The organism is Collinsella sp. LCP19S3_D3 (assembly GCF_052121455.1).
GTDB lineage: Bacteria > Actinomycetota > Coriobacteriia > Coriobacteriales > Coriobacteriaceae > Collinsella.
The window spans coordinates 21,230-36,551 of the sequence record NZ_JBQKEF010000003.1 but is presented as its reverse complement, the minus strand read 5'-3'; the positions used below and the strand labels follow the sequence as shown (position 1 = coordinate 36,551).

11 protein-coding genes are annotated in these 15,322 nt (G+C 60.4%); 6 read left to right on the top strand and 5 right to left on the bottom strand.

The window, feature by feature from the left end; all coding sequences use genetic code 11:
- Positions 1 to 84: 84 nt before the first annotated feature.
- The 3 genes from ACTQXM_RS01865 (at position 85) to ACTQXM_RS01855 (ending at position 2,983) form a co-directional block, all read left to right on the top strand.
- Positions 85 to 861 (top strand): radical SAM protein, encoded by a 777-nt coding sequence (locus ACTQXM_RS01865; RefSeq protein ID WP_441536897.1) that lies wholly within the window; start codon positions 85 to 87, stop codon positions 859 to 861.
- A gap of 169 nt (positions 862 to 1,030) precedes the next feature.
- Positions 1,031 to 1,918 carry a type I methionyl aminopeptidase gene (map, locus tag ACTQXM_RS01860; RefSeq protein ID WP_441536898.1) on the top strand — a complete coding sequence of 296 codons (888 nt, stop codon included), beginning with the start codon at positions 1,031 to 1,033 and terminating at the stop codon, positions 1,916 to 1,918.
- A gap of 123 nt (positions 1,919 to 2,041) precedes the next feature.
- Complete coding sequence (locus ACTQXM_RS01855) at positions 2,042 to 2,983, top strand: D-2-hydroxyacid dehydrogenase (protein WP_441015204.1); 942 nt, start codon at positions 2,042 to 2,044, stop codon at positions 2,981 to 2,983.
- Positions 2,984 to 3,268: 285 nt separating this feature from the next.
- Here ACTQXM_RS01855 and ACTQXM_RS01850 read toward each other — a convergent pair whose 3' ends face one another.
- Positions 3,269 to 4,654: a M18 family aminopeptidase gene (locus ACTQXM_RS01850; RefSeq protein WP_427793650.1), complete on the bottom strand. Its 1,386-nt coding sequence runs from the start codon at positions 4,652 to 4,654 to the stop codon at positions 3,269 to 3,271.
- 161 nt (positions 4,655 to 4,815) lie between these two features.
- Here ACTQXM_RS01850 and ACTQXM_RS01845 point away from each other — a divergent pair, with 161 nt between their 5' ends.
- Positions 4,816 to 5,901 carry a carcinine hydrolase/isopenicillin-N N-acyltransferase family protein gene (locus tag ACTQXM_RS01845; protein ID WP_441536899.1) on the top strand — a complete coding sequence of 362 codons (1,086 nt, stop codon included), beginning with the start codon at positions 4,816 to 4,818 and terminating at the stop codon, positions 5,899 to 5,901.
- 140 nt (positions 5,902 to 6,041) lie between these two features.
- Positions 6,042 to 7,121 (top strand): 6-phosphofructokinase, encoded by a 1,080-nt coding sequence (locus ACTQXM_RS01840; protein WP_154514896.1) that lies wholly within the window; start codon positions 6,042 to 6,044, stop codon positions 7,119 to 7,121.
- A gap of 513 nt (positions 7,122 to 7,634) precedes the next feature.
- Here the strand turns inward: ACTQXM_RS01840 and ACTQXM_RS01835 are convergent.
- On the bottom strand, positions 7,635 to 10,400 hold the full coding sequence (locus ACTQXM_RS01835) for an FtsX-like permease family protein (RefSeq protein WP_441536900.1): 2,766 nt from the start codon (positions 10,398 to 10,400) through the stop codon (positions 7,635 to 7,637).
- A gap of 5 nt (positions 10,401 to 10,405) precedes the next feature.
- The gene (locus ACTQXM_RS01830) at positions 10,406 to 11,107 is read right to left on the bottom strand and encodes an ABC transporter ATP-binding protein (protein ID WP_427718202.1); all 702 of its coding nucleotides are present in this window, start codon (positions 11,105 to 11,107) and stop codon (positions 10,406 to 10,408) included.
- Positions 11,108 to 11,422: 315 nt separating this feature from the next.
- Here ACTQXM_RS01830 and ACTQXM_RS01825 point away from each other — a divergent pair, with 315 nt between their 5' ends.
- Positions 11,423 to 12,658, top strand: coding sequence for a chloride channel protein (locus ACTQXM_RS01825; RefSeq protein ID WP_441536901.1), 1,236 nt, complete (start codon positions 11,423 to 11,425; stop codon positions 12,656 to 12,658).
- A 206-nt stretch (positions 12,659 to 12,864) separates the two neighbouring features.
- On the opposite strand, the gene ACTQXM_RS01820 is transcribed toward ACTQXM_RS01825, so the two are convergent.
- Both ACTQXM_RS01820 and ACTQXM_RS01815 read right to left on the bottom strand, forming a co-directional pair.
- Positions 12,865 to 13,443 (bottom strand): methylated-DNA--[protein]-cysteine S-methyltransferase, encoded by a 579-nt coding sequence (locus ACTQXM_RS01820; RefSeq protein ID WP_441536902.1) that lies wholly within the window; start codon positions 13,441 to 13,443, stop codon positions 12,865 to 12,867.
- 695 nt (positions 13,444 to 14,138) lie between these two features.
- Positions 14,139 to 15,164 carry an aspartate-semialdehyde dehydrogenase gene (locus ACTQXM_RS01815; protein ID WP_154514908.1) on the bottom strand — a complete coding sequence of 342 codons (1,026 nt, stop codon included), beginning with the start codon at positions 15,162 to 15,164 and terminating at the stop codon, positions 14,139 to 14,141.
- Between the last annotated feature and the right edge of the window lie 158 nt (positions 15,165 to 15,322).

The window sequence follows — 15,322 nt, the reverse complement described above, 5'->3', positions numbered from 1 at the left end:
GCTTAGACAACAGTGTCCAGACCCGCGATTGGCACGGGGGCCAATGCTATGCTTAAGTGCAACTGTCCCGAGGAGCATATGCCTATGTCTACGTTTTTGAATGCCAGCCCCATCTTTGGGCCCGTCCGCAGCCGACGCCTTGGACTCTCGCTCGGCGTCAACATGATGCCTGCCAGCGGCAAGATTTGCACCTTTGACTGCATGTACTGCGAAAACGGACTCAACGCCGAACGCCCCTGCCACGAGCCACACAACACGGCTGCCGTGGTGCTCGACGCACTCGAAGCCAAACTACGCGAGATGACGGTCGAGGGTGAGCTGCCCGATGTAATCACGTTTGCCGGCAACGGCGAGCCCACCGCCGCACCGGAGTTCCCGCAGGCTATCGCCGGCGCTGTCGCGCTTCGCGACCAGTTGGCCCCGAACACCAAGATTGCCGTGCTTTCCAACGGCACGCGCGCCGACCGTCCCCAGGTGCATGATGCGCTCATGATGGTCGACGACAACATCCTCAAGCTCGATACGGTCGATCCGGCATTTATCCAGCTGCTCGACCGGCCCGTTGGTCCCTACGACGTCGAGCACCAGATCGAGACGTTCGCGAGCTTTGATGGCCACGTTATTATCCAGACGATCTTTTTGACCGGTGAGTATCAGGGCAAGCCCATCGACAACACCGGCGAGGAGTACGTTGCCCCCTGGCTCGCGGCGCTTGAGCGCATTCGTCCACAAGAAGCAACCATTTACACGGTGGCGCGCGAGACACCAGTCGCCGGCCTTGCCAAAGCGGCGCCTGAGGTGCTCGACGCCATTGCCGCGCGCGTCCAAGCCCTCGGCATCCCCTGCCAGGTGAGTTACTAGCACCCGTCTGCCCAAGAGCAGCTAATTTGGGACGGGGCTTTTTTGACTGCTTTTGGGAGCGATATGGGCGGCGCAAGGCCGCGCGGACAAAAGCAGTCAAAAAAGCCCCGTCCCAAATTAGCTGCTCTGCGGGTGGGCTATACTAGCCTCGGATGAAAGGAAGTTAGCCATGTTTGACAATGGACCCGTGCCTGGCCGCAACGACGCTTGCTGGTGCGGCAGCGGCAAAAAATACAAGAAATGTCACAGCTCCTTTGATGAGCGCCTCGAGCGCCTGTGGGAAGAGGGCTGGAACGTCCTGCCCCGTACGCTCTATAAGACGCCTGCCGATATCGAGGGCATCAAGCGCTCGGCCGCCATCAACGTGGGCGTGCTCGATTATGTGGGTGAGCATATCACCGCGGGCATGACCACCAACCAGATCGACCAGATGATCTACGACTACACCGTCGAGCATGGTGGAACGCCGGCCGACCTCAACTACGAGGGCTACCCCAAGAGCGTGTGTACCTCGATCAATGACGTAGTCTGCCACGGCATTCCCTGCGATACGGACGTACTGCACGAGGGCGACATCATCAACGTGGACTGCTCAACGATCTTAGACGGCTATTTTAGCGACTCGAGCCGCATGTTCTGCATCGGCAAGGTCTCGGCCGAGCGCCAGCGCTTGGTCGACGTCACCCGCGCCAGCGTGGAGGCGGGTCTGGCAGCCGTCAAGCCATGGCTACCGCTCTCCGTGATGGCCGAGGCCGTACAAAAGACGGTCGAGGACGCCGGCTTTAGCGTGGTGCGCGAGTACGGTGGCCACGGCATTGGCAAGGAGTTCCACGAGGACCCGTTTGTGGGCTTTACCACCGAGGCGCCCGACGTGGACACTATCATGGTTCCGGGCATGGTCTTTACTATCGAGCCCATGGTCAACGCCGGAGCACCCGACATTAAGATTAGCAAGGGCGATGGGTGGTGCGTGCGCACCAAGGACGACAGCGACTCGGCCCAGTGCGAGGTACAGCTCGTGGTGACCGAGGACGGCTACGAGCTGCTGAGCTGGTAGCCGTAGATGCGCCGGATGCTGACGGGCACGCTCGTCTTACATCCGGCGTTTTATTTGAACGTTTTGCCAGATAAAACCTGCCAAAATAAACCTGTCCCTTTTTGGCAGGTTGAGCGGAGAGGAATGCTTGTGAACATCCTGGTTTTGCTGCCCGTCAACGACCGCCATCGTGCAATTCTTGAGTCGAGCGCTCCGGGCGAGGATTTTATCTACACGAGCGCCGGCGATATCACGCGCGAACAGGTCGCCGATGCCGACGTGATCCTGGGCAACATCGACCCTGAAATGCTCACGGCATGCGACCATCTCCAGCTGTTGCAATTGCAGACCGCCGGCTATGACGACTACCTTGCCGCCGGCACCGTGCCGGCTGAAGCCAAGCTGTCTTGCTCGATCGGCGCCTACGGTCAGGCCGTGAGCGAGCACATGTTTGCCATGGTCCTTTCCATGATGAAGCGCCTGCCCGGCTATCACGACTTGCAGCGCGAGCATCGCTGGGAGGATTTGGGGCCGGTCACCTCGCTCAAAAACGCCAACGTGCTGGTGCTGGGCGCAGGCGATATCGGTGGCCACTTTGCCACGCTCTGCCGCAGCATGGGTGCGCACGTCCGCGGCATCAAGCGCCATCCGCTCGTCTACCCCATTGTATTTGAGGACATGGACGGCATGGATGCCCTGTCTGAGCGCCTGGCAGAGGCCGACATCGTCGCATCCTTTATGCCCAGCACGCCCGAGACCCGCGGCCTGGCGAACGCCGAGTTCTTCGCCGCGATGAAACCGGGCGCGTTCTTTGCCAACGGCGGCCGCGGCGATCTTGTGGTCGCCGACGACCTGGTTGCCGCTCTGGAATCGGGACATCTCGCCGGCGCCGCGGTCGACGTCACCGATCCCGAGCCGCTGCCCGCCACAAGCCCGCTGTGGGATGCACCCAACATGCTCATCACGCCGCATGTCTCGGGCTGGTTCCACCTGGCCGCCACGCTCAATAACGTGGTCGACATTGCCGCAGAGAACCTGCGTCACCTGCTGGCCGGCGAAACTTTACGTTGTTGGATTGAGCATTAGATTGTTCCGGCGTTTTACCAAACGCCGGAACCCCTCGACGCTGCGAGCCCGCCGTTTGGCCAATCTGCCGTTCAATTTCAAAGGCGCGACCAGAAGGTCAGCGCCTTTTCATTTCACGGCACCTTGGCTCAAACGGCGGGCTCTCGCTGACTTTTGCTCTACCTGCGGCGGTTCCGCTGGCGTCGGCTTCATCTGCAAGCCTTAGCAGCTCCGTCTTACCGTTGACATTGCGGCATTTGCCCAGATAAAACCTGCCAAAATAAACCCGTCCTTTTTTGGCAGGTTTTAGAGCTCCACACTTTCGGCACCGTTGATGTTTAGGTCGCGCTCGTAGAAAGCCGTGAGGGCACGGATCGCGTACATCACGTCGCGCACGCCACCGGTCTCGTAGCTCGAGTGCATGGCCAGCTGCGGCAGGCCCACGTCCACGGCGTGCATGCTCGCCTGCATATTGGACAGATTGCCGAGCGTGGAGCCACCCGCCATATCGCTCTTGTTGGCAAAGGCTTGCGTGGGCACGTCTGCGTCATCGCAGATGGCCTGGAACACTGCGCGGCTAAAGGCATCGGTGCAGTAGTGCTGGTTGGCGGCTTCCTTGATGACGATACCGCCGTTGAGCACGACCTGGTTGTGGGCATCGCACTTTTCGGCGTGGTTGGGATGCACGGCGTGCGCGTTGTCGCAGCTCACGAGCATCGAGGCGGCAAGCGCACGGTGGTACGACTCGTCATCAAAGCCCAGCGACCCGTTAATGCGACGCAACGCATCGGCCAAGAACGTCGACATAGCGCCCTGCTTGGTCTCGGAGCCAACCTCCTCGTTGTCGAAGCAGCAAAAGACCGAGATGTCATGCGCATTCTCGGCGCCCAAAAATGCCTGCAGCGAGGTGTAGGCGCAGGCTAGGTCGTCGAGCTTGGGCGTCGAGATAAACTCGTCGGCCCAGCCCCAAATGCGCGCGTCCTGACGATTGACCAGGAACAGATCGCGACCCAAAATCTGTTCGGGCTCGACGTCCAGCTCGTCGGCGATCAGAGCATCAAAGTCGCCCTGCTTAAGCTCACCGGCGCTGATGAGCGGGCACAGGTCGACAGCGCGGTTGGGTGCAAAGCCCTCATTGACGCCACGGTTCATATGGATAGCAAGGCTCGGAATGATAGCGACCTCGCGCTCGGTGGCAAGCAGGCGGCTCTCAATACGGTCGCCCTCGCGCACCAGCACGCGTCCAGCCAGCGCCAACGGGCGATCGAACCAGGTGTAGTCGATCATGCCGCCGTAGGCCTCGGTGTTCAGGCGCAGCGTCTCGCCCGCGCCGTCAAGCTCGGGCACGGCCTTGACCTTAAACGTCGGAGAATCGCTGTGCGACGCCGTGAGCTGAAAATGATAGTCGCCGGCAACGCCGTCCTCGCCCCACGTCGCGGCCAGGTCCTCGCCCACCTTAAAGGCGATAACGCTCGAGGTGTTGCGCTGCGTGTAATAACGCCCGCCCGGCTCGATGTCCCACGCCGCATTCTCGGGCAGGTAGGTAAAGCCCGCCTCGTCGAGCTCGGCCATAATGGTCGCCGCCGTATGGAACATGCTGGGGCACGCCTCGATAAAGTCGATAAGGTCGTTGGCGGCCTCGATATCGTCGGCCGTCACATGCGCGCGTTCGGGCGTTTCCTGATCCGTCATGCTCTCCCCTTTCGCTGGGTTGATGGTCCCCTCCAGCATACCCCGCCACGCCAGCGCCGCACTCTTCATTCCATGTTTAATCCCGTGCCACTCACCAGGTTGAGCCATCATGCCCGCGCTCCTTTTGCGATAATTACGCTAACAGGACGAGAGGAGCCGTCATGAAGCCACGTAACATTGCCATCGCCTGCGGTGTCGCGGGAGTCGCCGTCGGCCTTGCCGCTGCCACCGGTATCGTTTACCGCAAGCAAATCAAGTCCGCCGCGTCGCTCAAACGCTTGACCGGCTACGCGGATGGCTATGACCTGTACGCAATCGACATTGCCTACGACTACGATCTTGATCGCATCATCGCCGCTGGCGTGCGCGACGACCAGGCCTACATCGATGCCGTGGTGGCGCAGGTGCTGCCCGGTGTGCCGGCACATGTCCAGGCTCCCCAGTTTGCCTGCAGCGCTTTTGTCGCCGTAGATGCCGAAGGCCGCGTGCGCACCGGTCGCAATTACGACTTTAAGGACGACACCTCGGCGCTGCTGGTGCGCAATCACCCACGCGGCGGCTATGCCTCCATCGGGTTTGCCGCCCTTAACAACCTGGGCGATAACACTCCGCTTGACTCCGTCGCCGGACGCGCCGCCGCACTCATGGGTCCGTTTGCCCAGCTCGACGGTGTTAACGAATGCGGCGTGTCCGTTGCCGTACTCACCCTGGATTCCAAGCCCTGTGACCAGGACACGCAACGCCCTGTCATCAATACCTCGCTCGCCATCCGTCTGGTGCTCGACCGTGCCGCCACCACGCAAGAAGCTGTCGACCTGCTTTCCGCCTACGACATGCACGCCATGGCAGGACGCGATTATCACTTCTTTATCAACGACGCCACCGGTGACGCGCGCGTAGCAGAGTGGGATCCGCACGATCCGGACCGCGCTTTCAAAGCGACTCCTGTACGCCAGGTTACGAACTTCTACCCCTGCTATGGCGACGAAGTGCTGCCCAACCAAAAGAACGGCGAGCTGGGCCATGGTAAAGAGCGCGCCGTCGCAATTGCCGATGTCCTTGACGCCCATGTCGGTGCCCAGGACGAAACGATTGCCTGGGAAGCCCTGCGCGCCGCAGCGCAAGAGCCCAATCCGGAAGACATCACCAGCAATACGCAATGGTCGGTCGTCTTTGACAATACCGAACCCGCCGCCGCTATTACGCTGCGCCGCCACTGGGGCGACGTCGACGCCTTCGCACTGTAAGGAGCCAGGCCCGTCGACCTTACGCTCGCCTGACGTTGTTTACATTTCTATACGCTTGAGCTAACACGTTTTACCCCCGTATCAACAGTGTGCGGGGGTAAACTTATGCGCATGTTATAACTTGCCCGGAAGGATTCATCATGCTTAGGATCGGTCTTCTTACCAGTGGCGGCGACTGTCAGGCGCTCAACGCCACCATGCGCGGCATCGTCAAAACGCTTATGACCAATAGCGAAGAACCTATCGAGATCTATGGTTTTGAGGACGGCTACCAGGGCCTTATCTACAGCAGGTTCCGCGTCATGACGCCCGCCGATTTTAGCGGCATCCTCACCCGCGGCGGCACCATTTTGGGCACGAGCCGCACGCCGTTCAAGCGCCTGGACATTCCCGAGGCCGACGGTGTCGAGAAGGTGCCCGCGATGGTCCACACCTATCACAAGCTGCAACTCGACTGCCTGTTTATGCTGGGCGGCAACGGCTCCACCAAGACCGCCAACCGCCTGCGCGAAGAGGGCCTCAACGTTATCGCTCTGCCCAAGACCATCGATAACGACACCTGGGGCACCGAAATGACGTTTGGCTTTACGAGCGCCATCGACGTCGCCACCAAGTGCATCGACGACATCCACACCACCGCCTCGAGTCACGGCCGCGTGTTCGTTATCGAGATCATGGGCCACAAGGTTGGCTGGATCCCGCTGTACGCCGGCGTCGCGGGCGGAGCGGACGTCATCCTGATTCCCGAGATTCCCTACGACATGGGTAACGTCATCAAGACCATCGAGCATCGCATGGAGACCGGCAGCCGCTTTACGATCGTGGCCGTCGCCGAGGGCGCTATCTCCAAGGAGGACGCGGCGCTGCCCAAGAAGGAGTACAAGAAGAAGCTCGCCGAGCGCACGAGTCCGTCGATTGTCTACGACATTGCCAAGGAAATCGAGGCCAAGACCGGTCGCGAGACCCGCGTCGCCATCCCCGGCCACACGCAGCGCGGCGGTCAGCCCGACGCCCAGGACCGCATCTTTGCGACCCAGTGCGGCGTCGAGGCGGCACTGGGCTGCCTACGCGGCGAGTTTGGCTACATGATTGCCCTGCGTGACGGCAAGATGTGCCACATGCCGCTCGAGGAGGTCGCCGGCAAGCTCAAGTTTGTCGATCCCCAGAGCGACCTGGTACGCGAGGCCAAGGCGCTGGGCATCAGCTTCGGCGACGAATAGCCTCGGCCGAAATCCATCCCATCGGGCCCTCCGACCCCGCCCGACGTATTTCGATTTGGCTCCTCCCTTGACTCCGTCAAAGGTCGCCAATCGAAATCGTCGGGCGGGGTCGGAGGGCCCTGCGTTTACATGCTCGCCGAGGCTATTCGACTTCTTGCTGCGGGTGCCTAGGGCAGGAGGCGCCGTGCATTTTTGGGAGTTTTCAGCAGCCGAGGGTGCCTGCATACTGAATTTTGGGCGAAAGGCAGGCGCCATGGGCCGCATCTTGTAAAAACGAGCGGCTCTTGAGGCGTTGGGAGCTCAGAATCAGGGCTTTCAGCGCAGTTTTGTGCGCCCGCTCCCATACTCGTGGACTCCGGAATGCTGAATTCTCCGGAATTTGCACGCCGCCCCTGGGGGTACCTGCGGGTAAAAAGCAACCGCCCCGCCAAAATATGCATTCTGCGGGGCGGTTTATGCAATAAAGCGACTGCGGCACGTCACAGCTCGCTACAACTTGAATCCAAGAACAGGTTACTCGGCGCTCTTGAGGGCACCGACCATGTCAATCTTGTTGAGGGTTCGGTTGGTGACGAGGTTGACGATAAACGTAAAGCCAAATGAAAGCACCACAGCGAGCACGAAACTCAGCGGCTCGACCTCAACATCAAAGTACAGCGACGGCATCTGAAGAACGTACGTAAAGCTCTCGGCAAGCAGGCCACCCAGCGGCACGCCCAGTGCGGTACCAATCGCCGTAAGGATCAACGTCTCCTTATTGACGTAGTGGTGCACCTCGCCACGGCGGAAGCCCAGCACCTTGATGGTCGCCAGCTCGCGTTCGCGCTCCGAAATATTCGTATTAGACAGCGTAAACACCACCACAAACGACAGGCACGCCGCCATAAAGGTCACAAGCACTACGACCGAATTGATAATCGTAAAGTTCGACTCATAGTTCTCCCAATGCTCGGCCGTACTCGAAATCGTAAGCCAACCGTCACTCTTAAGCTTCTTGCTAAACGCAATCTGGTCGGCCGACGAGCCCTTAAGCAGCGCAAAGATGCCGTTAAGACGCGCGCTTCGGCCGAACGCGCGCTCATAGGTGGCCTGCGTCATATAAAGCGTGTTGCCCAAATAATTGAGCGAGATATCGCTAACCTTGACCTTGGTAACATTGAGCGACGAATCCTGGACCTGCGCCGTATCGCCCGGCTGAATCCCCAGCACCAGCTGTGAACTCTTGCTTAAATACACGTCCCCGTCACGCAGGGCGAGCGGTTCTTTGGACTCATCCTCCAGGCGCACGTAATCGTCCAGGTCATTCGTGCGGTCGTCGGGAATCACGATGAGCTGTACGGTCTCGCTCTTACCGCCAAACGTAAAGGTGACGTTGTCGGTCATAATCGGCAGGGTCGAGGTCACGCGTACGCCGGAGTCGCTGGCCGCGCTACGCTCTTCCAGCGCCGCACACGTCTGAGCATAGTCATCGGGATTGGCGACCGCCAGCAAGTCATAGCGCGTGATATGCCCGTACTGTTTGGGCGAAAGCGCCACCGACGTATCGCGGATGCCCATACCGCAGATCACGAGCGCCGTGCAGCCGGCGATACCGAAGATGGTCATAAAGGCACGTTTTTTGTAGCGGAACAGGTTACGCGCTGCCACCTTGTTCAAAAAGCCCATGCGGCGCCAAATAAAGCCGATGCGCTCAAGCAAGATGCGCGAGCCGGCTCGCGGGGCCTTGGGACGCATAAGCGAGGCTGGGGTCTCGGCCATCTCGTGGCGGCAGGCGATAATCGTGGCACCCACCACGCCCACGGCAAACAGCGCCACCGAGACGATCGAGGACACGATGTCGTACGAAAGCAGCATCTGGGGCAGTGAGTACATGTCATCGAACACCGTAAACAGGAACAGCGGCAACCCCACAAATCCGATGATGTTGCCGAGTACGCCGCCGAACAGACATGCCCACAGCGAGTAGTCCACGTATTTGGACAGGATTCGCCCGCGTGAATAGCCGAGCGCCTTGTACAGGCCAATGAGCGTGCGCTCCTCCTCGACCATACGAGTAGCGGTGGTAAGGCTGATGAGCACGGCTACGACAAAGAAAATAAATGGGAAAACCGTGGCGATGGCCTCAATCGAAGAGCTGTCGCTCTCGACGCTTGAGTAGCTTGCGATATTACCGCGATCCTGGATGTACCAAGTGCATTCGCCCAGATCGGAAAGCTCGGCGCGTGCATCGGCAAACTGCTGGTCGGTGGCGGCGCGGCGCTGGTCCAAATCGGCCTGAGCCCGAGCGCGCTCCTCACTGCCCTGGGGCATGCGGTTGATGTTGTCCTGCTCAATCCCAAAGAGCATATTCGCCTGGCGCTCGGAGGCATCCAAGCTTGCCGGCGCGTCGACCGTCAGCTCTTGGGCGCGCACCTTCTCGCGCTCGTCGCGAATCTTCTCGATATTACCCTTGACCTCATTGATCTTTGTCGTGTAGGCATCTGAATAGGAGTTGAGGCTCTTGGCTCCCTCGACGATCACGTGGACCGCGGAGTAGGAAGAAGATGTCGCGGCATCCTCGCTCACATAGAACTTATAGTCCGCAGCCGAAGCAGCGCGAAAGGCGTTGACTGTCGAGTCGGAGCTCACATCAGTAGGATCGAGGACCTCGGCCGTAATGGTGTAATCACCCGCGGCAAACTGGTCCTTGGCGCTTTGGTTCGACGAGCTCGCGTCATTGGCGGCAAAACTCACCGTGTCGCCGAGCTTTTTGCCCGAAGCCTTCAGGAACTTCGAAGTCACCGCGACCTCGCCGGCGCTCTCGGGCAAATCGCCGCTCACCAGCACCGGTTGATCGATATTCTTCCTGGAAAGGCTCTGAACGACTACACGCTCGCGCGTGGTACCCACGGCGGTGTAGGCGGTCTCGGTGTAGATGCCCTCGGCCGTCTCGACGCCGTCGACCTCTTGAATGGCCGCAAGATCGTCGCGCGTAAGGCCATAGGTCGACTGCACGTTAATGTCATAGACATTCTGCTGGTCAAAATAGACGTCGACCGAATCGCGCAGATCCTCGCAGCCCGCCTTAAGACCGCACATCACGCTCACGCCGAGCGCGGTAATGACCACGATAGATAGGAAACGCTTAAGACTGCCTCGGATTGTGCGGGAGATGCCACGGCGAAAAACCGTCGGCACCATATCATTTGAGCTTTGAGCGGTACGGTAGGTCGCGAACTCCCGATCGTGACCCACGTGCTCCGTATCGTGGTTTTGGCTGTTTTGGCGATCTTGGTCCATGGGCGCTACCACTCGATCGTCTCGATAGGCACGGGATTTTGCTGGACCGTCTCGCTCTCCACACGACCGCTCTTAAAGCAGATCAGGCGATCGGCCATGGGCGCGAGCGCGGAGTTGTGCGTGATGATGATGACCGTAATGCCCTGCTTGCGGCAGGTATCCTGCAGCAGCTGCAAAATCTGCTTGCCGGTTTTGTAGTCGAGCGCGCCCGTGGGCTCGTCGCACAGGAGCAGCTTGGGGTTCTTGGCCAGTGCGCGGGCGATGGACACGCGCTGCTGCTCGCCGCCCGAAAGCTGCGCGGGAAAGTTGGCGAGGCGCTCGCCCAGGCCAACCTGGCGAAGTGTCTGTTCGGCATCGAACGAATCGGGGCAGATTTGCGCCGCGAGCTCGACGTTCTCGAGCGCCGTCAGGTTGGGAACCAGGTTATAGAACTGGAAGACAAAGCCGACGTCGGCGCGGCGGTATTCCACGAGCTGCGCCTCATTGGCGGAACTCACGTCGCGCCCATCCACCGTTACGGTGCCGGAAGTCGCCGTATCCATGCCGCCCAGAATGTTGAGCGCCGTGGTCTTGCCGGCACCCGAAGCACCCAAAATGATGGCGAGCTCACCGCGCTCGACCGTAAAGCTCGCGCCATCGAGCGCGTGAATGCGGGCGTCACCCTCGCCGTATGCTTTGACGACGTCTTTGAATTCGATATAAGCCATCGATTAATTCCCATCTGGTCGGATAACTCTTTAGTATTACCCATTTCGCACCGACCAAAAAGGGACTGGTTTATTTTGGCAGGTTTTATATGGGGAAACGAGGGGTGCGGGCAGGCACCAGGACTGTCCACGGCAACCATTTGACCCAAACCGTATCCACCGCTATGATGCCACTGCGGAATGAATGTCTCCGTTGGGTGCGCCAGCCAAGCTGCCGCGTTACCCTAAACCGCCTTGTCGCTGATGACTTCTGCTGTTACGTGATGCCCCTAGGCATCACGCCGCGGCAGGAGTCTTTTTTGTTTTGGAGGAGAAGTGTCGGAAAGCAGCGCATCGAGCAGAATCAAACGTCTGCTCAACACCTATAGCGGTCTTGTGCTTATGGGTGCCGTCGGAATCCCCGTCGGTATCATCGTTGGCGCCATCTGCGCACTCTTTGGACGCGTGCTTTTGGCGATCGGCGCCTTCCGCGACGAACACATCACCCTGCTCATCCCCTTCCTCGCCCTTATGGGCCTTGCCATCGTGTTTGCCTACCGCGCTTGGGGCAAGGGTACCGACCGCGGCATGAGCCTGGTATTCGACGTAGGCCACGGGCGTGAGGACGCCATCTCGCCGCGCTTGGTGCCGCTCATTATGCTGAGCACGTGGGGGACGCACCTCTTTGGCGGCAGTGCGGGACGCGAGGGCGTGGCCGTGCAGATCGGTGCAACCGTCTCACATTGGATTGGCCGACGTCTACCTTTCCGAGACCCTGGCAACACGTTTTTGCTTATCGGCATGGCCGCCGGCTTTGCCGGGCTCTTTCGAACGCCCCTTGCTGCCACGGTCTTTGCTATCGAAGTACTGGTCGCAGGACGCATGGAATACCGCGCGCTGTTTCCCGCGCTTACAGCCTCGCTCGCCGCAAGTATGACCTCCGGTGCCCTGGGACTCGAGAAGTTCGAGGTCGCCGTTGTCGCCTCATGCGCGCTTGATCTCCCCGGTCTTGGACGGCTTGCGGTACTAGGCATCGCGTTTGGCATGGTAGGCGGTGCCTTTGCCTGGTGCCTTGCCCATGCCAAGACCCTTGCGGCGCGGCTGCTCCCCAACCCCTATGCGCGCATCGCCGCTATCGGCATCGCGCTATCGGCGATTCTGTTCGCACTGTGGCAGGGTCGATACTGCGGCCTTGGCACCAACCTGATATCGGCGGCGCTCAACGGTAACGGTAAGGTCGCCATCATGCCTTGGGACTGGGCGCTCAAATTCGTACTCACCATCGCCACACTTGCCGCAGGATATCAGGGCGGTGAGGTGACGCCGCTGTTTTCCATCGGAGCCAGCCTGGGCGTCGTACTCGCCGGGATTCTCGGCATGCCCGCCGAGTTCTGCGCCGCGCTGGGCTACGCAGCCGTCTTTGGCAGCGCCACCAATACGCTGCTCGCACCCATCCTTATTGGCTGCGAAGTCTTCGGCTTTGGTAATCTGCCGATGTTCTTTATTGTCTGCGTCGTGGCTTACCTGTTCAACATGGATAAGTCAATCTACGCCCTACAAGAGCGAGCGTAGAAAGATGTCCAAGCAGGTGGTCTCAACCGGAAACGGCGTCCCACTCTGAGGCTGTATTCCGGGACACGGTTTCCGCTTGGGACGCCATTCGGAAAGCGCATCCCGCTTTAAAACGGAATTCCGGGACGTGGTTTCCGTCTGAGTCTCCATTCGGAAAGCGTGTCCCGTTCTTTCACGGCATCTTGGCTATGCAAAGTGCTCGAGCGCTAGTCCTCGTACGCGCCCTCAAGCCGAAGCAGCCACTCCTTGCGATCGAGCCCGCCGGCATATCCGTTAAGCGAGCCGTCGGCGGCAACCACGCGATGGCACGGCACGATAATCGAAATAGGGTTGCGAGCGACCGCAGCTCCCACCGCACGAGGAGACACAACGGGGTCCTCGTTCCCCGGCACCCGATGGCGGGCGGCGACACGAGCCGCAATCTCGCCATACGTGGCGACCTCGCCACGCGGAATAGAAAGCAGTTCGCACCAGACCTCACGCTGAAACGCCGTACCGATCATATGCAACGGCGGCGTATACAGAGGCTCCTGCCCTGCAAAATAAGCATTCAGCCAAGCCCACGAACGCTCAAGCACCGAAGAAGCCGCACCATGAGCCGGACTCGCCGACGACATGCCACCAGCACCGGAAACCGCATCGGCCCCTTCAACATGTTCTGAGTCTTCCCGGAGAAGCGTGGAGCCAAAGTGCTCCTGCCCCTCAAACCAAAGCCCCGTCAGACCGCGGCCATCAGCGGCAAGCAGGATTTCGCCCAAAGGCGAAGCAAACGTCGTCGTGACCACCAGCGGCTCCTTTCAAACTCCGCACCATAATACCGCGAATTGTGCAGACAACCTGTCTGATACGCCCGGACAGGATCGCAATTGCTTAAGCGAGGCCACTTTCCCCAATCAAGAGAAGAAGACGCGGGGCTTCGACGCCAGAGCGGTACCCATGCCAGCTGAGCTCTAATACTTTTCCCGAGAAGTGAACGAGTAAAAACGAGGCCCCGGAACATCCACACCTTTAGACCGTAAAACCGCAGGATTCGCGCAGCAAAACCGCAGGAAATAGCGGTCAAAATATGCCAATGCTTCGGGGGTCCAAAATAGGTCGTTCACTTCTCGGGAAAAGTATTCAACTTCAATTCACCCCAACCCCAAAGTCACCTCAGGCAGCAGGCGCGAAGCGCCGCAGCTGCCGTCACGGCCCCGCAGTCCCCAAAGGCGGCAGGCACAAAGCGCCGAGGCCGCCGCCGGGACCAGGGCCCGCAACGGCCACGTGCCCTCACATCAGCCCAGCGGCCCCAACCAACAACGGCCCCATCGCAGGCCGCTCGCAGCCGAGTCACCGCAGGCGGGGCCGGGCTCAGCTTTCAGAGCACGCCGCAGACCAGGGGGGCGCCTTGAGCGCGCCTCCGAAGGAGCAGGACAAGGCGCCGCACATGGTCGAGGACGTTCTGAAAGCTGAGCCCGGCCACCGCCGGACAGTTCCACCGCTACTCGCAGAGCAGCTTGGCGATCTGGACGGCGTTGGTTGCCGCGCCCTTACGGATTTGGTCGCCACAGCACCAGAAGGTGATGCCACGCGCGGCCTCGGGGTTCGAGATGTCGCGGCGCACGCGACCGACCCAAATCAGGTCCTGGTCGGAGGTGTCCATCGGCATGGGGAATCGGTCGTGCGCATCCTCGGCACCCAGGTCGTCGACCAGCTTGACACCCGGGGCAGAAGCCAGCGCAGCACGGGCCTCCTCGACCGTAATGTCGCGCTCAAACTCGAGCGTAATGCTCTCGGAGTGCGAGCGCAGCACAGGCACGCGCACACAAGTGCAGTTCACGCGCAGCTCGGGCAGGTGCATAATCTTGCGACCCTCGTTTTGCAACTTCATCTCCTCGGAGGTAAAGCCCTCCTCCTTGACGCCGCCAATCTGCGGAATCAGGTTGCTCGCCAACTGGGCGGCAAATGCGCGCGGCTCTGGAATCTCCTCGCCACGACCCAGGGCGGCCAGCTGGGCCTCGAGCTCGGCCATACCGGGAGCACCAGCGCCCGAAGCCGCCTGGTACGTCGAGACGATCATGCGCTTCACGCCGGCGAGCTTGTGCAGCGGCCAGGTGGGAACCAGGCCGATGATGGTTGCGCAGTTAGGGTTAGCGATAAGGCCGTGATGCCACTTGATGTCGTCGGCATTGATCTCGGGCACGACGAGCGGCACCTCGGGATCCATGCGGAAGGCGTGGCTGTTGTCGACCACGACGGCGCCACGCTTGACAGCCTCGGGCAGCAGCTCCTTGGCGATATCGTCGCCGGCAGCGCCGAGTACGATGTCGCAGCCCTCAAAGGCCTCGGGACAAGCCTCCTCAATAACAACCTGCTCGCCGCGGAACTCGACGGTCTTGCCCGCAGAGCGCGCGCTCGCCAGCAGCTTGAGCTTGCCAACCGGAAACTCCTGCTCGTTGAGGCACTCGAGCATCTGGGTGCCCACGGCCCCCGTCGCGCCCAAAATAGCAACCGTGTACTGTTTCATGCTTCCCCCTTTAAAGGTTGTGGCTTTTGCCCGCACGCCGAGCAGGCAGGATATTCTTGCCCAGTGTATACAAGAACGGGGCGGACACGAAACCCACCCCGTCGAAACGAAACCGAAACGAAACGCCCCGCGCTAGATTTTTTGGAACATGCCTCAAA